Origin of the sequence: Streptomyces sp. NPDC093089, from assembly GCF_044754405.1 — a bacterium.
Taxonomy (GTDB): Bacteria; Actinomycetota; Actinomycetes; order Streptomycetales; family Streptomycetaceae; genus Streptomyces.
On sequence record NZ_JBIVPA010000009.1, the window covers coordinates 264,654 to 290,595 of the forward strand.

18 protein-coding genes and 1 pseudogene are annotated in these 25,942 nt (G+C 67.7%); 12 read left to right on the forward strand and 7 right to left on the reverse strand.

The genetic code is table 11. The features are described 5' to 3' along the window. The first annotated feature begins 37 nt into the window (after positions 1-37). From ACIQFX_RS22670 to ACIQFX_RS22680, 3 genes are read left to right on the forward strand one after another with little or no spacing between them, the layout of a single operon-like run. Positions 38-2,164, forward strand: coding sequence for a hypothetical protein (locus ACIQFX_RS22670; protein ID WP_402466207.1), 2,127 nt, complete (start codon positions 38-40; stop codon positions 2,162-2,164). Continuing rightward, positions 2,161-3,108 (forward strand): hypothetical protein, encoded by a 948-nt coding sequence (locus tag ACIQFX_RS22675; protein WP_402466209.1) that lies wholly within the window; start codon positions 2,161-2,163, stop codon positions 3,106-3,108. Before ACIQFX_RS22670 ends, ACIQFX_RS22675 begins: the two co-directional genes overlap by 4 nt. Then, positions 3,101-8,689, forward strand: a complete 5,589-nt coding sequence (locus tag ACIQFX_RS22680) for a DEAD/DEAH box helicase (RefSeq protein WP_402466212.1) — start codon at positions 3,101-3,103, stop codon at positions 8,687-8,689. Before ACIQFX_RS22675 ends, ACIQFX_RS22680 begins: the two co-directional genes overlap by 8 nt. Positions 8,690-8,918: 229 nt before the next feature. On the opposite strand, the gene ACIQFX_RS22685 is transcribed toward ACIQFX_RS22680, so the two are convergent. Both ACIQFX_RS22685 and ACIQFX_RS22690 read right to left on the reverse strand, forming a co-directional pair. Beyond that, positions 8,919-10,277 carry a DNA cytosine methyltransferase gene (locus ACIQFX_RS22685; RefSeq protein ID WP_402466214.1) on the reverse strand — a complete coding sequence of 453 codons (1,359 nt, stop codon included), beginning with the start codon at positions 10,275-10,277 and terminating at the stop codon, positions 8,919-8,921. Positions 10,278-10,512: 235 nt separating this feature from the next. Further along, positions 10,513-11,250: a hypothetical protein gene (locus tag ACIQFX_RS22690; protein WP_402466217.1), complete on the reverse strand. Its 738-nt coding sequence runs from the start codon at positions 11,248-11,250 to the stop codon at positions 10,513-10,515. A 75-nt stretch (positions 11,251-11,325) separates the two neighbouring features. Here ACIQFX_RS22690 and ACIQFX_RS22695 point away from each other — a divergent pair, with 75 nt between their 5' ends. The 3 genes from ACIQFX_RS22695 to ACIQFX_RS22705 are packed head-to-tail and all read left to right on the forward strand — an operon-like array spanning position 11,326 to position 15,402. Beyond that, positions 11,326-12,738 (forward strand): transcriptional regulator, encoded by a 1,413-nt coding sequence (locus ACIQFX_RS22695; protein WP_402466219.1) that lies wholly within the window; start codon positions 11,326-11,328, stop codon positions 12,736-12,738. Then, a complete protein-coding gene (locus tag ACIQFX_RS22700) occupies positions 12,738-14,564 on the forward strand; it encodes a DEAD/DEAH box helicase (protein WP_402466222.1) in 1,827 nt (608 codons plus the stop codon). Before ACIQFX_RS22695 ends, ACIQFX_RS22700 begins: the two co-directional genes overlap by 1 nt. 19 nt (positions 14,565-14,583) lie before the next feature. Then, positions 14,584-15,402 carry a protein NO VEIN domain-containing protein gene (locus tag ACIQFX_RS22705; RefSeq protein ID WP_402466225.1) on the forward strand — a complete coding sequence of 273 codons (819 nt, stop codon included), beginning with the start codon at positions 14,584-14,586 and terminating at the stop codon, positions 15,400-15,402. Between the two features lie 51 nt (positions 15,403-15,453). On the opposite strand, the gene ACIQFX_RS22710 is transcribed toward ACIQFX_RS22705, so the two are convergent. Both ACIQFX_RS22710 and ACIQFX_RS22715 read right to left on the reverse strand, forming a co-directional pair. Then, on the reverse strand, positions 15,454-17,478 hold the full coding sequence (locus ACIQFX_RS22710; RefSeq protein ID WP_402466227.1) for a DUF262 domain-containing protein: 2,025 nt from the start codon (positions 17,476-17,478) through the stop codon (positions 15,454-15,456). Positions 17,479-17,615: 137 nt separating this feature from the next. Further along, on the reverse strand, positions 17,616-18,116 hold the full coding sequence (locus tag ACIQFX_RS22715; RefSeq protein ID WP_402466230.1) for a very short patch repair endonuclease: 501 nt from the start codon (positions 18,114-18,116) through the stop codon (positions 17,616-17,618). A 126-nt stretch (positions 18,117-18,242) separates the two neighbouring features. On the opposite strand from ACIQFX_RS22715, the gene ACIQFX_RS22720 reads away from it, so the two are divergent. After that, entirely contained in the window at positions 18,243-18,434 is a 192-nt protein-coding gene (locus tag ACIQFX_RS22720) for a hypothetical protein (RefSeq protein WP_375886393.1), read from the forward strand. 57 nt (positions 18,435-18,491) lie between these two features. Continuing rightward, positions 18,492-18,764, forward strand: a pseudogene (locus tag ACIQFX_RS22725) (transposase family protein); the annotation flags it as partial. Positions 18,765-18,858: 94 nt separating this feature from the next. Here ACIQFX_RS22725 and ACIQFX_RS22730 read toward each other — a convergent pair. Next, positions 18,859-20,478 carry a recombinase family protein gene (locus ACIQFX_RS22730; protein WP_402466234.1) on the reverse strand — a complete coding sequence of 540 codons (1,620 nt, stop codon included), beginning with the start codon at positions 20,476-20,478 and terminating at the stop codon, positions 18,859-18,861. A 256-nt stretch (positions 20,479-20,734) separates the two neighbouring features. On the opposite strand from ACIQFX_RS22730, the gene purB reads away from it, so the two are divergent. From purB to ACIQFX_RS22745, 3 genes are all read left to right on the forward strand, one after another. Then, positions 20,735-22,177, forward strand: coding sequence for an adenylosuccinate lyase (gene purB, locus ACIQFX_RS22735; RefSeq protein ID WP_402466236.1), 1,443 nt, complete (start codon positions 20,735-20,737; stop codon positions 22,175-22,177). A 62-nt stretch (positions 22,178-22,239) separates the two neighbouring features. Beyond that, entirely contained in the window at positions 22,240-22,737 is a 498-nt protein-coding gene (gene mug / locus ACIQFX_RS22740; protein ID WP_402466239.1) for a G/U mismatch-specific DNA glycosylase, read from the forward strand. Between the two features lie 12 nt (positions 22,738-22,749). After that, entirely contained in the window at positions 22,750-23,280 is a 531-nt protein-coding gene (locus ACIQFX_RS22745; RefSeq protein ID WP_402466241.1) for a hypothetical protein, read from the forward strand. On the opposite strand, the gene ACIQFX_RS22750 is transcribed toward ACIQFX_RS22745, so the two are convergent. Then, entirely contained in the window at positions 23,271-23,714 is a 444-nt protein-coding gene (locus tag ACIQFX_RS22750; protein WP_402466244.1) for a hypothetical protein, read from the reverse strand. The genes ACIQFX_RS22745 and ACIQFX_RS22750 overlap by 10 nt on opposite strands. 139 nt (positions 23,715-23,853) lie before the next feature. Here ACIQFX_RS22750 and ACIQFX_RS22755 point away from each other — a divergent pair, with 139 nt between their 5' ends. Beyond that, positions 23,854-25,011, forward strand: a complete 1,158-nt coding sequence (locus ACIQFX_RS22755; protein ID WP_402466246.1) for an ROK family transcriptional regulator — start codon at positions 23,854-23,856, stop codon at positions 25,009-25,011. A gap of 68 nt (positions 25,012-25,079) precedes the next feature. Here the strand turns inward: ACIQFX_RS22755 and ACIQFX_RS22760 are convergent, their stop codons facing one another. Then, complete coding sequence (locus ACIQFX_RS22760) at positions 25,080-25,820, reverse strand: GntR family transcriptional regulator (protein WP_402466249.1); 741 nt, start codon at positions 25,818-25,820, stop codon at positions 25,080-25,082. Positions 25,821-25,942 lie beyond the last annotated feature (122 nt).

The window sequence follows — 25,942 nt, forward strand, 5'->3', positions numbered from 1 at the left end:
TCCAGCCGCTAGCGGCACTGTGGGCAGAGGTAGGCAGATGAAGCGAGCGTATGACCAGTGGCACGAAGTGCTGTCCGAGGAGTTCTTCGGCCCCGACCATGCGCTGCAGAGCACCGTTCTGTATGTCGATGACGAAGTCGAGCGGGAAATCGCTGAACGGAACGGGATCGATACCCCCTTGGCCCAGGCGGTCTCGGACGAGATGTACTGGGAAGGATCGGACAGGCCTCTTCTCTGGCGAGTGCTGAGCCAGTGCCGGACGTGGGCGGCCAAGGGGAGCGTCGGTGCCCCGCCGAGCCTCCCGGTGCTCGCCGTGTCCGTGCTGGCGGCCACCCGCATGGCGACCTCGGACGGGATGCTCCGTACGAACTTCCGCGGACGCTGGTACCAGGTGTTCCGTGTTCCGCAGGAGAGCCGCAAGGTCAACCGCCTCGATAGGGCGCTGGACGATGTGGCAGCCATGTGGGAGGAGCTGGACTCCTGGCTCGAGGACGCCGGCGGACTGTACGGCGCGAGCACAGTGAGTACTGACGAGCACTACTGGCGTATCGGGTACCCGATCTCGCAGGCACTCGTCCGCAGGGCGGACCGCCAGGTCCTCACCCGCTTCTTCGCCACGACGAGGCTCCGCCCCCGCAACTCGACGGATGTTCCGGGCCGAGAACTCCTCCGGCGCCTGACCGCATGGAGCGCTGGGCGCGACCGGCATCTCTCACCGCGGTTGATGGAGGAGCTTCAGTTCGCCTCCGAGAGCGGGAACTTCGGGAAAGGCGATCCGCTCATCGTCTCGCTCTTGGAGCGGCTCGCTTACGACTGGGACGGGACTCTCCACGAGCCCGACCGGAAGCAGCGGCGCAGGGCGCTCGGCCTCCGCCTCGCCGTGACGGACCGCGGGCGGCGCCTGGAATGGCTCGCTGATGCGGCAGAGGGCGTCGAGCAGACCACGGTCCGAATCCATGACGGCCGATCCTTCACCCTGCGCACCGACTACGGCAATGTGTACTCCGGGCTGGAGACGCTGCACCCGTCAGAGCCTCAGCTCCGCCTCGGTGTGCGCCTTGAAAGCGACGACCTCGTTATCGAGTGGGTTCCGCAGGAGGTCGTACTACTCCGCATGCACTCCGACCTCGGCGAATGGGTCAGCACTGAATACTTCGAGCCGGGTGAGCAGCACTGGATCCTCGCCTCCTCAGCCGCAGCAGGCCAGGTCGGTTCCATGCTCAGTTCAATCGGTACCCATACGATCCGGGAGGTGCCCCTGCCCGGCATCCCAGGATGGCGGATCTTCAAAGGCGTCCGGGCCGTCGACAGCACTGCGTTCACACGGGCCCTAGACTCCGGCGGCGAGCACGTCCATGTCCTGCAGCCGCAGGTACGGCAGCACGCAAAGCTCATAGGCGGGCTGCGTATCGCCCGCGAGTACCGTGCCGGATCCAGCGTTGCAGGGCACTACCTCCGCGGGGGCGAGCCAGACCTCCTCCTGCCTGCCGCGCACTCTCCCGACGGTACGGTCGAGGTCGCGCTCGACGGGAAGACGTCGAAACTGCGGGCCGACCCCCGGATGCCTTTCCCGCTCAACTGCCTTCGGCTCGAGGAGGGGCAGCACGAGGTGGGCACCTCGTCGAGCAGCCGGGTCTTCACCGTGTACGACGGGTTTCATGAAGGGCTGCCGGAGGGGACCGGGAGTCTCGGCTACAAGTGCGACAAGACCGCCGCTCCCCGTGTCAGCAGCGCGGAGAGCGAGGACGCCTGGATCAGAGGCGCTGCCGCCCCGGCTCGCACGGAGCTGCCTCGCACCGTCATCGTGAGGCGTGAAATCCTGGAGGCGTTCTTCCTCGACCCGTACGGCGGCGTCGTTCCCGTGCACATCCAGCAGACCCCTCCCTGGGTTGTAAAACGGCTGCCTGAAGCAGCCGTGAACCGCGGACTGGAGGTTGCGGTCCCGGAGGGAGCCGTGTGGTTCGTCTACCGGACCCCGTCGCGCTGGTGGGTTCGGCTGGTGTCGCCAAACGCTGTCGTTCCAGCACCCGCGCCCTCAGGGGACAACTACCGCTGGGCGTATGCCGTCCTCAGCGCCGGAGATAAATGCAGCGAAGCCGGCTGGTCTGCTTACGTGCAGGCTGCCGAAGCCGTCATCAGGTCGCACGATCGGAGCGCAGAATGAACAATCCTGGCGACCTGCTGCTCCGATGGCTCAGCGAAGAAGGGGCAGGCGACCTCGGCGAGGTCAAGCAGGGTCTGTGGTGGCTCGGGACCAAGTCGTGCCCGGAGATCGGACCAGGTGCTCCTGGCAGATGGCTGCGCGACGCCGTGTCCTTGGCGTATCTCGACATCGACTGGAGCGGAAGGCGGTGGTCAGCCGCCCCGCCTGTCATCACTCCTCTGCCCCAAGCGCAGGGGCTCGCCGTCCTCACCGGCAGCCGCACCGCTGCCTTCGAGCGGCGTTTGGAGGAACTGGTGCAGGATGAATGCGTCGAGCTGTACCGCTCCTCAGCCGAACGGCCTGCCCGCGACATCCCGCTCCCCGACTCACTGGTCGTCCGGTTCGGCGAGGAGGGCGAGCTTGCGGAGCTCGCAGCAGACCTGGGCGCGGTCCTCGCTCCGTGCTTCGCCTACCAGGGGGCATCCCTGCTCCCGCCCTCAGCTCTCGTGGAGCAGACATCGGAACCGGAGTACGGGGCCCCTCTGGAGCAGTATGACTTCGGGGAGTCCCGGTATCTGCCCGTCCGCCGGCCGCAGCACGACGGCCTCTACCGGCTGAAGCGAAGGGACAGCAAGCGGGTCTGCCAGGTCCTACGCGCCGGAAGCTGGTTCGAGACCACACACGAGCACGGCGTCTACGCAGTACTTGCCGACCAGAACGGCACTGCCGACGTGCTGCGATGGCTTCCGGAAGAGTCCTGCGGACGCGAGCGCATCGGCACCCTCTTCGTGGATTGGGGCTACCCGCTCCCCGACTTGCACAGGCGGGTCGCCTCGATGTGCTCAGGGCTTGCTCCGCGCATTAACGAGGGGGCCATGAACCTTGCATATGACAACGTCCCTGAGGCTGTAGCGGTGAAGATCGCGCACTCGCTCGGACAGGCACTCGGAGACAGCAGTGAATGACGCAACGGCCGTGCCGTCTGCAGCAGGGGCTCCCGAACTGGACGTCATCGGGTCCTTCGAGCACCTCAAGGACGCGCTCTTCCGCTATTACGACACGCCCTTCGGGCTCGCTGACGACCAGCTGCAGGAGGAACGGCGGCAGCTCTTCGACCGCGATGGCGGGGCGTGGCGCCGCCCGCTGATCGAAGTCCGGCCCCAGTACGTCTCCGCGGGGGTCAGCATCCCGGAATCGGTCCGTGAGGCAGGGGCGCATCCCCATCTCGCCGAACTAGCGGAACTGGGCCTACTCAAGGGCGCCCCTTCCTTGTACGAGCACCAGCACCAGGCTCTCATCGCTGCCGTCCGGGATCAGCGCAACGTGGTCGTCACGGCCGGGACGGGGTCCGGCAAAACAGAGTCGTTCATCCTTCCCATCCTCGCCGATCTCGTACACGAATCCGAGGCATGGTCGGCCTCTTCCCTTCCCTCCAACCGCTGGTGGAGTTCCCCCAGCGGCGACTTCCAGCCCCAGCGTGCAGGCGAGCGGGGCCGCCATGCCGCGGTGCGCGCCCTTGTCCTCTACCCCATGAACGCACTCGTCGACGACCAGATGATGCGCCTTCGCAAGGCCCTGGACAGCGACGACGTCCGCGGATGGCTTGCTCAACGCCGCCCCGGCCACCGCTTCTACTTCGGCCGCTACACCGGCGCGACCCCGGTGCCGGGCGACATCGGCTCAGCGGCAGGCGTCCGAACCCTTCGGCGGGAGTTCGCTGCGACCGAGGAGAGATCCCGGCAGGCGCATGCCTCCGAGGGGGACGGCCAGTACTTCATCCCCCGGCTCGATGGCGCAGAAATGCGTTCCCGCTGGGACATGCTCCAGGCTCCGCCCGACATCATGATCACCAACTACAGCATGCTGAACGTCATGCTGATGCGGTCCCGCGAAGCCTCCATCTTCGAGAAGACCCGCCGCTGGCTCGAAGAGGTCCCCGATGCTCGCTTCACACTGGTCGTGGACGAACTCCACATGTACCGCGGCACTGCGGGGACGGAGATCGCTTACCTGCTGAGGAACCTCCGGCACCGGTTGGGACTCGAAAACAGGCCAGACAAGTTCCGCATCATGGCAGCTTCCGCCTCTCTGGAAGCCCCCCGGGACCTCGACTTCCTCCAAGAGTTCTTCGGCATCGGACGCGATCGCTTCGAAGTCCTCGGGGGCCGACTACTCCTTCCCGCGGACACCACTGCCGATATCTCAGTCCATGCAGCCTCCTTCAAGCAGCTCGGAGTGGATCCCGATCCTGCTGCGGTAGACGACCTACTCATCCGGTCGGGCGCTGGCAATGCCCTCACCAACGCGCTGCGGGACGGCGACCGCCTGACTTCTGATTTCGACACCGCAGTGGCTGCCCGGCTCTTCCCTGCTGCCCCGAGCGGCGATCAGGAAGCAGCCATGGCCGGCGTCCTGACCGCACTGCGTCGTACTGAGCTTCCCGGAATGCCGAGACTTCGCGGGCACCTGTTCTTCCGCAATATCCCTGGCGTCTGGGCCTGCTCGGATCCTGACTGCTCCGAAATCGCAGACCGGGCCGAGAGCGACAGGACAGTCGGAAAGCTGTACTCCCGCCCGACTCCCCGCTGCGACTGCGGCTCCAGAGTCCTCGAACTGCTCTACTGCCAGAACTGCGGCGACGTCCTCCTGGGCGGCTACGCTCCTGAGTCCGCCTTCAAAAAGCGCCGGGGCAAAGCGTTCGAGGCCGGCCTCCTCGCCGACCTCCCTGATCTCGACTCCCTCCCTGACAGCGCGTCCCACGGTCCCAGCGCCGCGAACTACCTCGTCTACTGGCCTCGGAAGCAGGATCCCGCCACGGACAGGCTGGATTGGGAGTCCAGCTCCGACAAGGGCACCATGAGCGCCGGGTTCGAGTTCAAACGTAGTTCCTACGACCCCCGCACCGGCATACTGCGCAACCACCGGAACCACACCGGGTGGTCCTTCCACGTCAACGTGCCGGAGCCGAAACGCGGACAGGCCCGGCTCAAGCTCGAAGACCTCCCTGCCGCGCCGACCCAGTGCCCGGGATGCGGAGACAACTGGGAGGTTCGGCAGCTCGGTCACGAAAGCCTCAGCCTGAGCGACCCTCGACGCCTCCGCACTCCCGTACGGTCCATGCGCACCGGCTTCGAGAAGGTCAACCAGGTACTCACGACCGGCGTCCTCTCTCAACTGCCCGTGCCCCAGGCCGTCGTCTTCTCCGACAGCCGCCAGGACGCCGCCAAACTCGCCGCGGGTCTCGGGCTGCGCCATTACCAGGACCTCCTGCGCCTCCTGCTCGCCGAAGAACTCGCCGAGCAGGGCCATCCAGCGGCCGACCTCGCCTCTATCCAAAAGTTCTTCCACCGGACCTCGCAGGCGTCTGCTGACAGATCCGCCGCTCAGGCAGCACGCAGGCGCCTCCGCGCCCGCGATCCTGAGACATACGACGCCTGGGAGAGACTCCAGAAGTCGGGCAGCGCCGATAGCCTGGACGACCTCGCCGACGATCCCGGCCCCGAAGCCGAAGCGGAGTTGTACGCGCTACTCAACCGCGTCCCCAGCTTGGACAGCCACACTGCCACCATCGCCGAGCGGCTCCTGCACCTCGGTGTCAATCCCGGCGGGCCGAGTGCTTCCCTGCAGAAGACCCGCTACCAGACGGGCTCTCCCGCACTGCCCTGGTCATCGCTGTATCGGTGGCCCGACGACGCTGACGGCAGAGTGCGCGATGAATCTGTCAGCATTCTCAGCGAACGGCAGCGGGAGCTCCGCGAGGAGATCCGGGAGTCCCTCAGCAGAGAGCTTCTCATGGGCTTGTTCGGCAGCGCCGGAAGGGACTTCGAATCCCTTGGCCTCGGCTGGCTCACCCTGTCGACGGACCAGGCTCCCCTTGAAATCCCCCGCGGCTCAGACACCGCTCTCGTCCGCGGCAGCCTGCGGGTGCTCGGCCACATGCGCCGGTTCGCCGGCCTCCGCACCCCTTCTGACACGCCTCCCCGTCCTCTGCGTGACTACTGGCGCAAAGTCGCTGATGCCTCAGGGCTGTCCGAGCAAGACGTGCAGCGGCGCGCGGAGCAGGCGTGGGGACAGGCTGTGATCAAGTACGTCATCCAGCCCGCGCAAGTCTCCCTCCGCCATGGCGAAGACCTGTCCTGGACGTGCGGCAAGTGCCATCGCCGCCACCTCCATCCCGGCACCAGTACGTGCACGAAGTGCGGAAGGCAGCTGTCAGCGGAGGCTTCTTCCTCCACCCCGCTGGACGACGACTACTACGCGTGGATGGCCAAGCACAAGGTCGGCAGGTTCCGCCTCAACACCGCGGAACTCACCGGCCAGACGGACCGCATCGAAGCCCAGGGCCGTCAGGCCCGCTTCCAGGGGGTGTTCCTCAACGGCACGGAAAACTCCCGGCCTGACACCCTCGACGTCCTCTCCGTGACCACGACCATGGAAGCAGGCGTCGATATCGGTCCGCTCTCCGTCGTGCTGATGGCCAACATGCCCCCTACCCGGTTCAACTACCAGCAGCGGGTGGGCCGGGCCGGCCGCCGCGACGCCCCCGTGGCCCTGGCCCTGACGGTGTGCCGCGGCCGAAGCCACGACGAGCACTACTTCCAAGACCCCAGACGCATCACCGACGCGCCCACCCCGCCTCCTTACCTCTCCACCGAAATGAGGGATATCTACCAACGCGTCCTTGCTGCCGAGGTCCTGCGCCGGGCCTTCGAATCCGTACGGGCTTCCGCATCGGACGATTCCGCCCTCGACCCCACACGCAACGTCCACGGCCAGTTCGGGCTAGCTCGGGACTGGTCGGCCGTGAGCCACGAGGTCGAGACATGGATTGCCGCCGAGCCAGAGCAGATCCGCGACCTCGCCGACTCCCTGGCTCGTCTCACACACGGCGCGGACTCCAAGAACTCCTCCCTCCAATGGATCTCAAAGGGCCTCGTACAGGACGTCACCGCCATCGCCGAAGCATCTCGAGGACATCACGACCTCAGCCAGCGGTTGGCCGAGGCCGGGGTCCTGCCGATGTTCGGCTTCCCGACTTCAGTCCGCTACCTCTACACGAAGAGGCCGACCGACTCGTACCCCTGGCCGCCTTCCGGAGTGGTCGACCGGTCCCTCGACATCGCCATCGCCCAGTTCGCTCCCGGCGCGGAAACGGTGAAGGACGGGAAGGTCCATACTGCCGTGGGCGTCGTCGCCTACGAACCCGGCGGCAGGACGCCGAGAGCCGCAGCCGAACCCCTGGGAGGGGCGCAGCAGATCGGTATCTGCCGCGCCTGCGGGCACCTGGCCGAGGACGTGAAGCCGTCACCAGAAGTCGACGGCGAGGAGCAGAACCTGCCTTGCAGCGCATGCGGCGCAGCTGACGGCTCGTATCGAGAGGTGTCGCTCCATGAACCCGCCGGCTTCTTCACAGGCGGGAAGGCACGCGACTTCGACGGAAACTTTGCTTGGCGAGCCCGGTCGCTCGCTCCTCGGACGGCCGCCGACATGGAGTCCGGAGCCCCCCGGCGGATTATCACTGGCGGCATGGTCGTCCATGCTGGCAAGGGCCGCCGCTACGCCGTGAACGACAATGGCGGACGACTCTTCCACTTCTCTCCGACCAAAGCGACCAGTCAGTGGTCCGGAGCCCTCGTCGAGGCAGAGGCCACCGCCTATGCCCCCTGGCTGGCAGCGGACACGGGGTCGGCAGATGGAAATACCCTCAGCACAGCCATCGGCGCTGTCCAGCACACCGACCTCTTCCTGCTCGGCCCTACCGCAGGCGAGCTCCCCGACCACGGCCTGCGCCTCAATCTCGCTTCCGTGCCGCAGGCGACGGGCTTCCCTGACAACCGGTCGGGCCGCCGCGCAGCCTGGTACTCGCTCGCTGCCCTCCTCCGCGTCGCGGCCGGCGACATCCTGCAGGTCCAGCCGAACGAGATCGCGGCAGGTATTCACGGAGCTGGATCGGCGCACAGCCGGTCCCGGACATTCGCCTTCCTCTCCGACACCCTTGACAACGGTGCCGGCTACTGCACTCATCTCGCCGAACCTGCGGTATTCCAGCAGCTGCTGGATTCCGCCAACCGCATGCTCGGAAAGTTCCGCACAGGCAGCCATGGAAGCGAATGCCGCGGGTCTTGCTATGAATGCCTCCGAGACTACACCAACATGGCTTACCACTCACTTCTCGACTGGCGCCTCGCCTCTGACCTCCTCGGAATCCTCTCCGGAAGGGGCCTCGATAGCAGCATTCAGCCGCGCCGAGCCGGGATACTCCTGGAAAACTGGTCCAGCGACTTCCCAGAGGGCGACGCGGAATTCGTACCGGACCTCGATGGAACGGGCCCTGCCGTCCTCTTCGAGGAGCGGTTCTGGGTCGCGGCCAAGAGCCCGTTCGAAGCAACCGGAGAAGAAATGGAATCTCCGCGGATCGCCTCAGTCAAGGCGGCCGCTTCCGCGAGCAGCCGAGGCACATCAGAAGTGGTCTTCATCGACGATTTCCTCCTCGACAAAGCACCTGCCCAGGCCACAGCCCTGATCACTGGATTCGACGGCATCTGAGGTCCGGCGCCCCTTTCTTCGCAGGAGCGCCGCCCTGGGCTTTCCCAGCCCGCCTGATCCGGGCCTCAAGAGACGCCCACAAAACGGGGTAAGCCCCATTGCTGGTGCCGCCTTCAGGGATGTCGGCACCAGCAATGGGGCTTACCAGGCTGCCCGGAAAGCCAGGCAGCCGACCTGACAGGTATACGACTCTCTTGGCAGATGGGACCGCGGGCCCCGATCTGCGGGATCAGCTGATCTTGGAGCGGTGCTGGCTGAAGAGGTCGTGGCGCTGGTGGTCGTCCTGGCCTACGAACGCCTTGAACTCGCCGATGCTGTAGGCGACGACTCCGTTGGAACGTGCCACCGCGGTCATCTCGAAGTCATGCTTCAGGTGGTTGATGTGCCGCTCGACCGTCGGCTGGTCCATGGTCGTTCCCGATGCCTCAAGTTTGGCGATGATCTGCTCGACCGACAGCGCTCGCGTGCTGCTGCGCAGCAATTTGTACACAGGGTCGGTAACGGCGTCAGCGGTCTCGACAAGCTCGCGGGGCTCGCCGACCTTGTTCAGCGCGTTCCTGATCGATACACCGAGGGCCTTGGCCACGGGCGGCGGGAATGCGTTTCCGATCTGGCGGTACACGCTGGTCTTCCGGCCGTGGAATCTCCAGCGGAAGTCGTCCTCGCCTCCATCGCCCTCGCTGTCCGCGTCCTGCCAGCCCTGGATACGGGCGACCATGGCCGTGGTCAGCTTTGGGAACGGCCGACCGTCGACGACAGGCGGCCCGTCGGCCGAAGGTGCCTCATTGGCAACACCCATGGCGTCCACGCCCTTCTCTGCCCATGCGCGCTTAGCGCGCGTTGGGCCGAGGTCGGCACCACCGTGCTTCTTCGACCCGCCGACGATAGTGGGCGCGATGCCTGTAGCCGATTCAGCCCATTCCTGGGCGCCCTTCCAGCCCTTCTCCGCCATGAGGTCCGCCAGGAGCTCGCCCACAGACTTGGCGCTCCCCGGCTGGCGCTCTGGCCACTCAAAGTACGGGGCGAACTCCCGCTGGAGCGCGACCAGGACGAAGCGCGGGCGCAACTGGGAGACCCCGAAGTCGTCCGCCTGGAGGAGCTGCCACTCGGCGATGTATCCGTGCTCCTTGAGCCGGTCGAGCACATGCTGGCGGTATCCCGCAAAGCGGTTGGCGCTGAGTCCGCGCACATTCTCCAGAAGCAGCGCCTTCGGCTGCACCTTGCCACAGAGTTCGATGGCCCAAGCGAACAGATCGCGCTCATCGTTCGTGCCCAGCTGCTTCCCTGCCACGCTGAAGGGAGGGCACGGAACTCCGCCGGCAAGGAGATCAAGCTGTTCCGCGTCAACGGCCGGATTCCAGACAGTGGGGTCAGCGACGTCACCGACCTTGACGGATTCCTCCGCCTCTTCCTCGCTGTAACCGAGGAACTCCACAAGGTTGCAGCGCAGGGTCTCGGCAGCATGGGGATCCAGCTCGACAGCAAGGCGGTGGCGGAAACCTGCCCGCTCCAGTCCGAGGGACTGACCACCCGCACCCGCGCAGATCTCGACGACCTCAAGCGGTTTTGCAGGCTCGATGGCCGACATACCGATCTCCCTCCGGGGACGCCAGGATCCCTAGCGCAGAACTGGCGGTACGCTGCAGCCGCCTCAGTGGACACACGGGCATCCGGCAGCGCAGGCTCCGCGACAGCACCATAACCGCAGGTAGTGGTAGAGCGGTGGCTATTCACCACTGCATGCCGGACAAGGATGCGCAGTCTACGCGGCAGAACCGACAGCTTCCATTTGAACTTCCCGGATGGAAGCGCTCCAGCGCTGGTCAGATATCCAGCGCCTCGCGGACCTCCTGCCGGGCCTCCCCGGGAAGGCAGCGGTAGGCGTTCCACGCCCTCTCAAGCGGCGTCGAGCCCCGGCGCCCCCGCTCTGCCCAGCGCGCCAGTCGCTGCCGGTCAGCCGGATCCAGGTTCTTGATCTCAGCGACAACCTCGTCAGCCCGCGCAGGCTGCCCGTCACTGCCGGCGCGGCATCGCTTGCACTCCGTGACAAGCAGTGCCTCTTCCCTGCCGTCAGGAAGGACCGTGGCCCGCTGGACGACTGACAGCACTGCCGTCTGGTTCGAGTCGTCGACGTACGGCTCCGCACCGCCGATACCGCACACCGTGCACATGTGGCCGTCTCGCTCATACGCTTCCCGCGTCTGCTTAGCGGTGGCTCTCTTCCGCGGCGCGGCTGCTCTGCGCGCAGCAGGATCCCAGACGGGCACTCCCGCCTTCACGAACCGCTGGTCCTCGGCCATGAGCGAGGCGTCTTCAGTGTTCGTGAGAATGACCCACTTGAAGTTCCGGAGGTCGCGGAGGCGGCGGTCGGCCTGGGAGATGCCGGGGAACGCGTCGCGGAGCTGCTCCTTGGTGAAGGTGTTGCCTTCGCCGATCTCCTGGACAAGCCACAGCGCGCCCCTGATCATGGTTCCGCCCTTGAGCTCCGGGTCGTTCCAAGCGGGGAGGGTCACCTCTGCTCCGTTCTTGTGGTCCTCAGATGTCCAAGTCTGGGTGATCACCAGTCCGCTTGTCAGCGGTTCCTGTCATTATTCCTGACGAGTGAGTGCGACTGATGCTGAGGAGAGGGTCTGTCTATGACTGTGAAGTTCGGTGTCCCGCCCGAGGGTGAGCGGATCCGGTCCATGGTCGAAGAGCGGCTCAAGCAGGCCATGGCCGACAACGGCGCCAAGGTCACGGTGGACTGGCGCGGCGAGCAGAAGCACCTGAGCGTGATCTCCATGCCGGTGGACCTTCTCTACTTCAACCCCGACACCCACCGCATCCGCGCGCAGCGCACTCTGGACCCCGAGCAGAACCGGGTACTGGAAGAGCAGCCCTGGAGTGAGTCCGCCCAGGACTACCTCGCCACCCTCCTCAGCCGTAGTCCGTCGAATCCGAGCCAGACCGACCCGGACTTCACCGCGTTGCGGGACGAGCTCGATGACTTCGGACAGAAGGAACCCGGCATCATCAGCCCCGACGGCATCCTGGTCGACGGCAACACCCGCTGCGCGGCCCTCCGCAAACTCGGCATCAAGGACATCCGTGTGGGTGTGCTGCCTTCCGACACCTCTCGGCGCGACATCAACAGTGTCGAACTCGCGCTCCAGCTGCGGCGGGACAAGCGGCGCGAGTACTCCTACATCAACCGCCTGATCGCGATCGAGGAGGAGCTGGCGAACGGGCGCCGGGTCGAAGACGTCGCGCGGGACTTCAACATCAAGGCCACCACACTCCACCAGGACCGATGGGTCTACCAGTTGGTTATCGACGCCATCGATCGCAGCAAGGGCCCTGTCAGCGGCGTCGAGCTGCGGCTGGTGGACTTCGAGGACCACCAGGAGAAGCTCCGCGAACTGCAGCGCGACTACACGAAGCTCGCGAAGACGGATCCGGATGCGGCCGAGCAGCTGAAGGAGTCCCGGCTCGCGATGGTCGTCCTGAACTACCCGAAGACATCGGTCCGGCTCGCTGAGGCCGATTTCCACGCCCGCTACGTCGACGAGCGGCTGCCGGACGACCTGCGCCCTGTCGCACAGGCTGCCGCCGCAGTATCCATCCCTGGTCTGCCGGGGGTCGCGGTCCCTGACGCTACCGCTACCGTGAAGACGATCCGAGCCCTCACCGACAGCCTGCTGCGTGCCAAGGCCGCGTCTCTTGCCGGGGACAAGCTCACGCCCTCTGACGTCACCCAGGCCGCCGCAAAGATCAAGGCGGCCCGCAGTACGTTCGACGTCGCTGTGAAGATGGCCGGCCAGAACGCCCAGTTGCAGAAGCGGAAGATCGCGGTACCAGAGCGTCTGACGGACGCGGCCGACTATGTGAACCAGTGTGCGGCGGAGTTCGCCGAGGCCAAGGCGAAGCGCGCACTCGACGAGGACGCTTTCGACGACGCCCTGCTTACCCTCCGTGCGAGCCTCGCACGCTTGGCCAAGCAGGCAGGCCGCACGTTCAGTTCGCCGGGGGACGGCGTCGAGTGGCTGCTCAACGCCGTCCGGGAGAACTGATGACCGCAACTGCACCGAGCTTGGAGATCGGGTTCGGGGACAGCGTGACGAAAGCCCGGTTGCGGGCCGGCGCCGGACACGAGGGTGACCTGCGCCGCCTTGCCCTGCGCTTCCGGAGCAGTGTGCAGCGCTCCCCTGGGAGCATGGACGTAGACATCGACGACCTGCTTACGAACCTCGTAGCGCTGACAACGTGGCCTGCGCAGTCGAGCGTTTCATGGGACAACCAGCTGGCGGCCCTCGCAACGGACTCCGCTGTGGATGCCCAGACCGTGGCCGACCGCCTCGACCCTGTATCCAAAGGTGTCAGCGAAGTACTGGACGATGAGGTCGACGGGCTGCTCGGGCCCTCCTGGACCGCCGACCTCACACCTTTCCAGCGCCGGGACATCGCCAAGCTTCTCTCGCTGCGCCACGGTGCGAACTTCTCCGTCCCCGGCGCCGGCAAGACACGCGTCGGCCTCGCTGTGTTCCACGCGCTGCGCCGTGCCAAGGGCATCGAGCGCCTGCTGATCGTCGGACCGAAGTCCTGCTACGAGTCGTGGCAGTACGAGAACAGGCAATGCCTCGATGAGCCGCTGCGCATGGAGGTCCTGTCCCGGAACGTCGACCCGGCCGCAGAAGTACTCATCGTGAACTACGAGCGCCTCAGCCCGTCGGTCGACGAGCTCGGCCAGTGGCTCACGGCCCGCCCCTCCATGATCCTCCTCGATGAGGCGCACAGGATGAAGCTCGGCGCCGAGGGGACGTACGGGGCGGCCTGCCTCGCTCTGGGCCCGCGGGCCCGCCATCGGCTGATCCTGACCGGTACTCCGGCGCCGAACGGCGTCAAGGACATCGAGAACCTCTTCGGTTTCGTGTGGCCTGGGCACGGCCGCCAGAAGGTGACGCAGGCTGTGGCCGGCGGCGACCTCGCCAAGGCGAGTCAGGTCCTGCGCCCGCTGTTCACCCGCACCACCAAGGGCGAGCTGGGCCTGCCTCCGGTGACGACAACCCTCCGGACGCTTCCGATGCCCCCGCTGCACCAGGAGGTGTACGAAGCCCTGATCGGCCGGTTCTCGGCCCGGGCTGCCGGAGCCGAAGGCGACTTCCAGGCCCTCGGCAAGATCATCGTCTACATGCTGATGGCGGCTACCAGTCCTGCCCTGCTCGCTGTCGGTACGACGCGGTACGAGCCTCTGATGTACCAGGTCCCGCCCCTGGCCGTCCCTGAAGGGAGCCCTCTTTTCGACCTCATGCGGGACCTCCCGAGTTACGAGATGTCGCCGAAGTACCGCGAGGTCCTGGCCATCGTCGCGGAGAACGCGGCCAAGGGCCGCAAGACCTTGGTGTGGTCCACGTTCATCCGCAGTCTGAACACGCTGGAGAGGATGCTCAAGGAGTTCCGTCCGGCGATGGTCCACGGAGGCACGGAAGACCGCGAAGCAGAGATCGAGCGCTTCCGGAAGGATCCGGACTGCATGGTGCTGCTCTCCAACCCGGCTACACTCGGCGAAGGCATCAGCCTGCACCATGACTGCCACGACGCGGTGTACGTCGACCGCGACTTCGCGGCCGGGCGCTTCCTGCAGAGCCTCGACCGGATCCACCGTCTCGGTCTCGCACCCGAAACCGAGACCCGGGTCACCGTGCTCGCTTCCGAGGGAAGTATCGACGAGGTCGTCGACCAGCGGCTGGGCGACAAGCTGCTCTTCATGGGGCGGATCCTTGATGACCCCGCCGTCCAGGAACTCGCGGATCTTGACGATGAGCCTGCCGTCGGCGGCGGCCTCGACCAGCGGGACCTCCAGTCGCTGATGGGCCATCTCCGTGCCCGTTCCGCCTAGCCCTATCCTGCGTGCCGCTGTGCGGTGGCTGGAGTTGCTTCCGGACTCCAGCGCCGCACGGTGCCGCGCGTTCTTCACCAACCATGCCGATTTCAGCGATCTCACCCCCACGCAGTACGAGGCGGCGTACTCGTGGCTCGGAGAGAACGGTCTGCTCCTGGACCTGCGCAGCAGCACCGCAGTGGGCGAACGCGTCTTCCGCGCCGCACTCGCTTCCAGCGGCGCGGCGTGGCTCCCAGATGCGGATGTCCTCGTACGCGGCCCGGAGGAGCTCCCAGACGACGCCCTACGGGCCGCAGAGGCGCTAGGTATCCCTGAGAGCGAGGCATACGAGCAGGTCAGTGCAGTCTGGGGCAAGGTGGACACAGAGGCGCGGGCTCTCATCGGCAGCGCCGGCGAGTCGGCTCTCGTCCGCCTCATCTCTGAGGCTACGGATGCCCGGGTCGAGCACGTCGCCGCGTACTCCGACAGCTTCGGGTACGACATCGCTGTACATGCACGGCGGCACCCACTGCACATCGAGGCGAAGAGCACGGTGCGGCGCGGAAGGGTCACCTTCTACCTGTCCCGGCACGAGTACGAGACGATGCGCCGCGACCCGGCATGGCAGCTCGTAGTTGTCCAGCTCACCCAAGACCTTGATGTCACCGCAGTCGCTTCCGTCTCGACGGCATGGATCAGTCTCCAGGTGCCGCAGGACAGGGGCTCCTTCGGACGCTGGGAGGCGTGCCGACTCGACGTCTCGCCAGACGCACTCGTCTCGGGCATCCCGCGTCTGGCCCCCGTGCTCAGCCCGGGGACGACCGGGCTGCTGCTACCAGACGCAGTGAACGGCTGAAGGCGGGAGCACGAGCGCAGCATCAGCGCTCCCGCCTCGGGCAGGGCGGATTTATGCCCTCTGGATACCGATGTCCGCCAGCAGGAACTCTTCGGTCTCGCCAGCCCATGCCGGCGACTCGGCTTCAGGGCAGTCTGCCGCAGGCAGCGCGTCCGAGAGGGCATCCTTCAACGCCACCCGCCACTGGTCTGCGGTGCCACGGAGCTTGAAGGGACCGACCAGCAGGGTCACACCGTCCTCGTCGACCTTCAGCGGCGCGGCTTCTCCGGCCACGGTGACGTCGCTGTCGAGGCCGCTGGCAGCCGCATCAAGTGCGGCATCCAGCTCAGCCGTGTCGATCCGTCCGACCCAGTGCTGCGCCCCGACCTGAGCCTCCGCAAGCAACAGAGTGCGGCTTCCTGCCGCGTACCCCGTGAGTACGAGGGACTTGCGGGGCGCTTCGGACCGCGGGCTTCTGGTGCCACCTGCGTCGATGAAGGCCGGGCGGAAACGCTCGAGGAGAGCAGAGATCCGCTCTGCGAGGAGCATACGGCGGGCTACAAGGAACTCCCGGAACCCGTCGGCTTCAAGGACCTGAGGATCAGTCGGAACAGCATGAGCCGCCAGATCGCCTGCCTGGACTTCCCTGATGTACTCAGCAGGAGACCGGTTGCCGATCATGTTCTTGGCCGTCTGCTGCGAGACGAAGACGATATTCGCCAGCTCGTTGATCTCCGCAGACGAGTACTTGTTCCGGTGGTTCCGCAGCTGCACAGCCGGGTGCAGCATGCTGTACTGCAGCTTGTCCGCTCCCTCAGAGGCGACGGAGATCGGCCCGCCAGCCCACCAGTCCTCTGCCCCGGAGTGGGCAGCAGCCAGGTAGGAGAGCATGATGTACGGGCTCTGAATGTTGCGCCCGGACAGATCTCGGGCGGTCACGTTGAAGCCCTTCTCGTCCAAGCGCAGGTTGGCGAGGAGCGCGCGGACGGGCTCGTCCGAGTCGAGGGCGTTGACGTCCTGGGTCAATGCGCTGTCGGTAGCACCGCCGTAGCGGTTGCTCCCGCTCGCAGCCAGGAACCAGTAAAGCAGCCCCTTTTCCACCTCAGCATCTACAAGGGCGCTTTCAGGCAGGCGGCCGTAGAAGACAATCAGCGGGTGCAAGGCCGTGACGGACGGGATGAGCGCTGTGGTCGGAACGAGCAGATGCTCGCAGAGCAGCGGAACGACGCGCTCAAGCCCGTGGCGCACCCGCTTCCAGCCTTCCCTGACGGACTCCGGACTGGCGGTGGTCAGCCTGGAGACGGACGAGGTCCGCTTGCCCGAGATAGACAGGCTGAGTGTGATCGCCTTGATGAGGAAGTTGACATCGACAGCCCGGTAGCCGCGCTCTGCCCACCGCGCCGCCTCCTCCTCAAGCTCTCCGAGGAACCCTGGTGAGCGAGCGGAGAGCGTCGCCATCGCAAGGTCGGTCGTCTTCAGCGGACGGCCGCCGCTGTTGACCCGCACGAAGATCTGGGTGACCTCTTCGTAGCTGAAGCCGTGGAGGACCTCCATATGGAAGTCGCGCTGCGAGATCGCTTCAAGTGCCTTGAGGCGGCGCCCGATCTCTGCGCCGTCGATCGACAGCCCGGCCGAACGGAGCTGCATCTGAAGCGCGAACGAATCAGCGTCCGGCCCGACGACGTCGTAGACCTTGATCCACTTCGGGCTCCTGAGCGTGGCGTTGCTCTGATTCTGGAACGCCTCAGTCTCGATATTGAAGACGACCTGCGCTGTCGGATGATCGTTGAAGACGCGGTACAGCGAGGTGAGCCGCTGCTGGCCGTCGAGGAGGTACAGCGGCATAACACTGGGAAGCCCCTGTCCGGCCCCGATCGCCGCAGCGCGGGTTTCAGCCCCCTCGTCCGTCTTCCACAGCAGGAGTGTTCCCGCCGGATATCCGAGGTACATCGACTCCACAAGCTTCGCGACTTGCGACGCCTTCCAGACATAGCCGCGCTGGATCTCCGGGAGCATGATCTCCCCGTCAGCGATCTGGCTGATGAGCGTCCTGATGTCCCGGTTCGTACGTTCGACTGCCATGTCCTGCTGCCCCACCCCTGCCGTTCTGGATCAGGCCGCATTCAGCCTGGACCAGCACAATTACCACTGCGCTGATCGATACGGTAGACGAGGCAAGAGCAACTACGCGCCTGGGCCGTTGAACTCGGCACGCCCCCATGCCAGCTTCAGCGCTACGCCTCCGGCTCTGCCCGAACCGCTGCCTTGCGCCGACGTGACTCAACTGCGGCGCAGACGACCGCAGAACTCGCTTCCGGAGGTTCGTGCTCCCAGAACCTCAGGACGAGCCAGCCGGCTTCCGCGAGACGCGCATCCGTGTCCCTATCACGCTGTACGTTCCTCCCGATCTTCTCGCGCCAGTAGTCGGGGTTCGTCTTCGGCGGTACGAAGTGCTCAGGGCAGCCATGCCAGAAACAGCCATCGACGAAGACCGCAACGCGGGTCGGGCGAAAGACGAGGTCGGCCGTCCGACGCATCCCTGGAAGGGGCTTGGCCGCGACCCGGTAGCGAAGCCCAGCCGCGTGGACAAGTGAGCGCAGCGCACGCTCTGGAGCCGTATCCCGGTTCCGGTTTCCGAGCATGCTGCGGCGGTTCGCAGCAGAGGACGCCCACGATCCCTCCGGCGGGGACCAATCACTAGCGGTCGGCTCTTGAGGCAGCTCGTTCATCGCCATACGAGTATATGGCTGGCGTTACCCGGCCTCGAGAAGCCAGCCGGAAGCCGCAGCTGACGCACATGGCCACGGAGTAGCCGCCCCTTCAGCAGCAGCCACTCCAGGCTCCTATGGAAGACTGTCACCATGCTGCGCGAACCGGCTGAACTGAAGATCGGCGAGGACGGCCGAATCGAACTCCCCATGGGAGTACTCGTCGAAGCCGGGCTGCATCCCGGGGCCCGCATCGTCGCGTACAGCACCGGAGACGGCAGGATCATGCTCCGCCGGGCAGACGACGCCATCGCGGAACTGGTGACCACCGGCTCCTTGACCTGACCGCGATTCGCTCGCGGAAGCGCGGTCGTCGGCCGACCCAGCAGTCCGCCCGCATGGCTCGTCGAAGCACTCACCGAAGCCGGCCTCAAGTGCTGCGCCGACAAGGCGTACCAGGGCGCCGACGGCTCCATCCGGGGCCCTTTCCGAGGGCGCCGCCTCAAACGGCGGCAGCATCGGCACAACAGCACACACGCCAAGATCCGCTGCCTCGGCGAGCAGGCCATGGCCACGCTGAAGGGTCGGCGACTCCTACGGAAACTCCGCTGCAGCACCAACCGCATCACAGCGATCTTCCAGGCCGTTGCCGTCCTTCACCACGCCTCAGCCTAAGGTTGGAAAAGGCATTGCTCGACGAATTCATCCAAGTCCAGCAGAGTACGGGCGACGATCGCCGATCGCCCTCCCAGAGCTTCACCCGCCGCAGTCATACGACCTCGGACTCACCCACACGACGACAGGCAGTCTGGGGTGCCCGTGGAGAACACTTCGACGCCGACAACTCTTCGTCCGTCGGAATCGCCAACCCCTCGCCCGCAGCCCACTCCACCACCACACGGGATTCCCCGTTCCAGCGTGCACCCTGGTACGGGGCTTTACATACGGTCACGCGGTCGATGGCAAGGCGCAGGAGGCTTCGCCGCATCTCCAGCCCTGCCGCTTCCCAGGTTTCCCGCAGCACTCGGCCGTCGTCCACGATGCTCGTGTCGACGACAGCACGCAGAGCCACGGCATCCAGGTGCTTCTGCGCGGCCTCGACGGCGTCGATCGCGTCACGATGCAGCGGAGCGAAGTACCGAGCGGCCGGACCGTCGTACAGCCCTGCTTGCCTGTCCGCCATGAGGCGTCCCAGGGACGATTCCGCAGCATCGAGGGCTTCCCGTGCTCCCCTCACCTCTTCGGTCTCCTCGGGGAGTGTCAGAGCCGTCCAGCGCTCCGCGATTTTGACCGCCAGGGCGTCGGTCGGTTCCAGCGCCATGACGACGTCGAGCCAGCGGCCGACGACCTCCCGTTCGAGTGCGTCGGCGTACGCCCACGCCGGGGCCGGGCAGATGCCGCGCGCCCGCTCCTTCTCACACTTGTACGAGAGCCCGCGGAAGGTCATCGCGAGTTTGCACCCGTCACAGCGCAGCAGGTCCGTGAGGAGGTGAAACGCCTTCCCGGGGCTCGGGGGTCCGTCGCCGCCCGACGGACGGACCTTGCCGGCCGCCACGCCCTGGGCACGCCGCTGGCCGGCCTCGTCCACCAGCTCCGCGCCCAGGCTGACGCGCTCCCCCGCCTCGTTCCGGTAGGCGACGAGCCGCCGCCCTTCCTTGATCACCTGCCACCCCGCGTAGGCAGGGTGCGAGACGGTCCGGCTGATCGCCGCGTGCCGCCACGCACCCCCGGACGGCCCCGGAACGCCTCGCTCGTTCAGGTCCTTGGAGATCCTCCGCGCGGATTCGCCGGCGCCCACCCGATGGAAGATCTCCTGCACGATTTCGGCCGGGCCGGGGTCGCGCACGAGCTGACGACGCCTGTCGATTATCTCTACGCGGTAGCCGTACGGCGGCTGAGCCGTGACCCACTGCCCGTCTTCCCGCTGTTGCCGCTTGGTGTCCCTCGTACGCGCGGAGAGCTGATCACTGTATTCCTTGGCGTCCATCGCCCGGTTCAGGATCCAGCGCTTGTCCCTCTCGTTCGCGGAGTCGAGGTTGTCGTACTCGAAGATCAGGCGGCCGGGCTCGGTGCTGTCTGCCGGGTCGATCACGTCGAGGACGGCACGGGCGCCCTGGCGAGAAAACCGGTCCACCATGTAGCACCACAGTGCCGAGGTGTCACGGTTCCGCAGCGCTGCCAGCGCCTTGTCGAAGTCGGGACGCTTGGCGTCCGCCTTGTAGCCGGAGGCCAGGTCCACCCACACATGACGGACGGTGTAGCCGTTGCGGTCGGCCCAGCGACGCCCGGAGGCCTCCTGCGTGTCGGTGGACCGCTCTCGGCGGTGGTCGTCCTCCCGCAAGTTCTTGCTCTTGCGCAGGTAGAGGTCTATGAGAGGCTTGACGGCCATCGGGGGGGGCTCCTTGGTGCTCGGATTGCGCCGCCCCCTTGCCGTACGCGCCCTCCACCTTACGTGCAGGGAACCTGGGCGGGTGTCGCACCGTCCGGCGACGGCCGCTCGCCCAAGCGCCCGGAGCTGCTGCCGTACGAGGCCCCGGCCGGTCCGTGAACGGACGGCGGGTCGCGTCCGTGACGTGCGTCTCGTAGCAAGCTCCACATCAGACGGTGGCGCTGGCCTGCAGAAACCGCCAGTAGACTCTCTCCACGTGACTGCTGTGACTGCGAAGCCCCGCATCCCCAACGTTCTGGCCGGCCGCTACGCCTCCGCGGAGCTCGCCGTCCTCTGGTCCCCCGAGCAGAAGGTGAAGCTGGAGCGTCAGCTGTGGCTCGCCGTGCTCCGTGCGCAGAAGGACCTCGGGATCGAGGTTCCGGACGCCGCCCTCGCCGACTACGAGCGCGTTCTCGACCAGGTCGACCTCGGTTCCATCGCCGAGCGCGAGAAGGTCACCCGGCACGACGTGAAGGCCCGGATCGAGGAGTTCAACGACCTCGCCGGCCACGAGCACGTCCACAAGGGCATGACCTCGCGCGACCTCACCGAGAACGTCGAGCAGCTCCAGATCCGCCTCTCCCTGGAGCTGATGCGGGACCGCACGGTCGCCGTCCTCGCCCGCCTCGGCAAGCTGTCCGCGGAGTACGCGGAGCTGGTCATGGCCGGCCGCTCGCACAACGTCGCCGCGCAGGCGACCACCCTCGGCAAGCGCTTCGCGACCGCCGCGGACGAGCTGCTCGTGGCCTACGGGCGCCTTGAGGAGCTCCTCGGCCGCTACCCGCTCCGCGGCATCAAGGGCCCGGTCGGCACCGCGCAGGACATGCTGGACCTGCTCGGCGGCGACGCCGGCAAGCTGGCCGACCTGGAGCAGCGGATCGCCGGCCACCTCGGCTTCGCGCACGCCTTCACCTCGGTCGGCCAGGTCTACCCGCGCTCGCTCGACTACGACGTGGTGACCTCGCTGGTCCAGCTGGCGGCCGCCCCGTCGTCGATCGCCAAGACGATCCGCCTGATGGCCGGCCACGAGCTGGTGACCGAGGGCTTCAAGCCCGGCCAGGTCGGCTCCTCGGCGATGCCGCACAAGATGAACACCCGCTCCTGCGAGCGCGTGAACGGCCTCATGGTCATCCTGCGCGGCTACGCGTCCATGACCGGCGAGCTGGCCGGCGACCAGTGGAACGAGGGCGACGTGTCCTGCTCCGTGGTCCGCCGGGTCGCGCTGCCCGACGCGTTCTTCGCACTGGACGGCCTCCTGGAGACCTTCCTGACCGTGCTCGACGAGTTCGGCGCCTTCCCGGCCGTCGTCGCCCGCGAGCTCGACCGCTACCTGCCCTTCCTGGCGACCACCAAGGTCCTCATGGGCGCCGTGCGCGCCGGGGTGGGCCGCGAGGTCGCCCACGAGGCCATCAAGGAGAACGCGGTCGCCTCGGCCCTCGCCATGCGCGAGCAGGGCGCCGAGCGCAACGAGCTCCTCGACAAGCTGGCCGCCGACGACCGCATCCCGCTGGACCGGGCGCAGCTCGACGAGCTGATGGCGGACAAGCTGTCCTTCACGGGCGCCGCCGCCGACCAGGTCGCGGTCGTCGTCTCCCGGATCGAGGAGATCCTCAAGCAGCACCCGGAGGCCGCCGCCTACACCCCCGGGGCGATCCTCTGACCCGGACTCCCCGGTTCACCCCGCAGGAGCTGGAGGCCGCCCGCGACCGCGTCGTTCCCGACGTGGCCGCGGGCGGCCTTTCCGTGCTGTTCTGCGGGATCAACCCGGGTCTGATGACGGCGGCGACGGGCCACCACTTCGCCCGGCCGGGCAACAGGTTCTGGCCGGTCCTGCACCTGTCCGGGTTCACGCCGAGGCAGTTGCGGCCGGACGAGCAGGAGGAGCTCCTGGCGTACGGTCTCGGGATCACGAACGTGGTGGCGCGGGCGACCGCGCGGGCCGACGAGCTGAGCCGGGAGGAGTACGTCGAGGGCGGGCGGGTCCTGACGGCGAAGGTGGAGCGGCTCGCCCCGCGCTGGCTCGCGGTGGTCGGTGTCACCGCGTACCGCACCGCGTTCGGCGAGCCGAAGGCGGCGATCGGGCCGCAGCGGCGCATGATCGGATCCACCCGGGTCTGGGCGCTGCCCAATCCGAGCGGCCTCAACGCGCACTGGACCGCGGCGACGATGGCCGAGGAGTACGCCCGTCTCCGGGAAGCCGCCGAGGCACCCGGAGCCTAGGAAGGAGCCCTCGTGGAGTGGGGTGACTACCGGCCGTTCCAGCCGCTGGAGGACGGGCCGATGGGCGACATGCCCCTGATGGCCGCGCGCCGGGAGTACGAGCACCGGATGGCGACGAAGGACGAGCGGCTCGCGGTCCTGGCCGCGCTGGTCGGGGGGAACGGGCTACGGCTCGGGACCTCGGACGAGGACCTCGACGCGCTGGAGGGGTGGTACCTCGCGGAGGTCGAGCCGGACCCGGAGGGGGCGGCCCGGCCGCGACCGCTGTGGATCGCCGTCGCCTACGACCTGGGGCTCCACATCGGGGACACGATCGTCGCCCGGGCGCCGGGGCTGTCCTGGACCTTCTACCGGTCCCGGGCGGGGGCGCGGGACGTCTCCCACCAGCATCCGGTGATCATGGGGTTCACGCGGCTCAGGAACAAGCGCTACAACGTGGACCCCTTCCTGTTCGCGGTCGGCACGGGCGGCAGCCGGCTCGGCGGTAGTGACGCGCGCGGGAGCTTCCGCACTTTCGTCGACTCGGCGGTCGGTTACGCCTGAGGAGGGCCTCCCCGGTACGTCCGTACGGGCGGGTCGACGGTCGTGACGACGGCGAGGAGCTGGAACGGCAGCTCCTTGTCCCACTGCGAGACGCCCAGGCCGATCCAGGCGCCGTCGGCCGTCCACAGGCAGAGGTTCGGGGTGTGGCAGCTGAGCGTGGACCACGGCTCCGGTATCGGCTCGCCCTCCATGGACCGCTCCAGTACGGGTCCGAGGACGAGTCGTCGGGGCGGGCCCCAACGCCGGGTGAGCAGGAGGGCGAGCCCGTCACGTTCCGCTTCGTACTGCTCCTCGACGGCCTCCCGGCGCGAGCCGTCGTCCTCCCAGAACTCCTCGCTGGTCGCCAGTTCGGCCAGGTGGAAGCCCTGGCTACCGTCGAAGCCGCGGGCGCGGAGCAGGTCGATCGTCGCCAGGTGGCGGGCCGTGGTGGTCATGGAGCCAGTAAAGCCCTCGGCACTGACAGTTGGCGTCGCGTCAGGTGCCCGGAGGGGCGGCGGCGGGGGCGGCGCTCGCCGCGGGCGGGCCCATTGAGTACCATCCGCCGAAGAGCTGTACGAGCTGGGAGGACACACTGTGGGGCGGCTGACCGGCGGAGATCCGTCCCTGCTGAGGCGGATCAACTCCGCGGTGGTACTCCATGCGCTGCGCGGTGCCGACGCGCCCACGCTCACGGATCTGACCCGGATCACGGGCCTGTCGCGGCCCACGGTCGAGGGCGTCGTCGAGGGGCTCATGGAGGGCGGTCTCGTCGTCGAGTCGGCACCCGAGGAGGGCGAGGCCCGGCGGCAGGGGCGTCCGGCCCGGAGGTTCCGCTTCCGCGCGGAGGCCGGCCATCTGCTCGGCATCGAGATCGGACCGCACCGGGTGGCCGCACTGCTCTCCGGTCTGGACGGTCGGATCATCGGCGCCGGGTCCCGCGAGGTGTCGGAGACGGCGCCGGAGGACGAGCGCCTGGACAAGGTGCGTGCGGTCGTGGCCGACGTGCTGCGCAGGGCCGGGGTCGCCCGGTCCAATCTGCGGGCCGTCGGCGTCGGCACCCCGGGCATCGTGGAGGCCGACGGAACGGTGCGCCTGGGCACGGCGCTGCCGGGCTGGACGGGCCTCGCGCTCGGCGAGCGGCTGCGGCGTTCGTTCCGCTGCCCGGTGATCGTGGAGAACGACGCGAACGCGGCGGCGGTCGCCGAGCACTGGAAGGGTGCGGCGACCGACTCCGACGACATCGTGTTCGTGCTCGCCGGGCTGAGTCCGGGTGCAGGGTCGCTGATCGGCGGCCGACTGCACCGCGGTTACGGCGGGGCGGCCGGGGAGATCGGCGCCCTGCACCTGCTCGGCCGCGGGGTGACCCCCGAGCACCTGCTCTCGACGACCGACGAGCCGTTGCACCCGCTGGACGAGCAGGCGGTCGCCGAGGTGTTCGCGCTGGCCCGCAAGGGCGACGCGCGCGCGGAGGCGGCGGTGGAGCGGTTCATCCAGCGCCTGGTGCACGACGTGGCGGCGCTGGTCCTGGCGATCGACCCCGAGCTGGTGGTGGTCGGGGGCTGGGCGGCCGGTCTCGACGGCGTGCTCCCGCCGCTGCGCGAGGAACTGGCCCGGTTCTGTCTGCGGCCGCCGCGGGTGGTGCTGTCGCTGCTGGGCGAGGCCGCGGTGGGCACGGGTGCGCTGCGGCTCGCGCTCGACCACGTCGAGGAGCAGCTCTTCGCCGTCGACGGAACGGTGACGGCCCGCCGCTGAACCGCCGGTGGGCGGTCCCGCGGCGGGCCGGTGCCCGCTGCTGTGGGTTCTCTCGGCGGCGCCGGTCCTTACGAGGCCATGACCAGGTCGCCGGAGTCGCCGAAGGTGAGGCGGCAGGTGTCGGCGCGGTAGGTGGCCACGGAGACGGCGGCGGTGCGCCCTCCGGAGAGGTAGCGGGTCGTCACGACGAGGACGGGGGCGCCGGGCAGCCGGTCGAGCTCCTTGGCGTCGTCGGCGCGGGCGGAACCGAGTTCCACGGAGCGGTCCTGGCCGTCGAGGGCGAGGTGCTGGAGCTCGCGGAGGACGGCGCGGGCGCGGGCCGGTCCGGCGGGCGCGTCGATGGCGCTGAGGCCGGGGACGGAGCCCGCGGGCACGTAGAGGAGTTCGGCGGCGACCGGCTGGCCCTGGGAGACGCGGAGGCGGCGGACGACGTGCACACGGTCCTCCGCGCCGGTCTCCAGGACGCGCGCGACGGCGGCGGGGGCCACGTCGGAGGCGGAGTCCAGGGACTGCCAGGCGTCGTCGCCGACGCCGGGCCAGGTGTGCTGGGTGGTGGAGACGTCCACGCCGACGCGCGGCGGGGCGACCGTGGTGCCGACGCCGCGGCGGCGCTGGAGCCTGCCTTCCAGCTCCAGCTGCTCCAGTGCCTGGCGCAGGGTCGCGCGGGCGACGCCGAAGCGTGCCGCGAGCTCTCGCTCGTTGGGAAGGATCTCCCCGACGGCGAAGTCCGTGTCGAGCGCTTCGCCGATCACCGTCTTGAGGTGCTGGTACTTCGGTTCCGGCACCGATGCCAGCTGCGTGGTCCCCACCCTGATCCTCCGCAATTCGCCGTGTCCCGCGGCGTTTTTCCGCGCCCTTGTTTATTAAAGGTTCTTGCACTAACTCTGCGACCATAAGGCGAGCCAACCCCTTGGTCAAGACCAATCCTCCG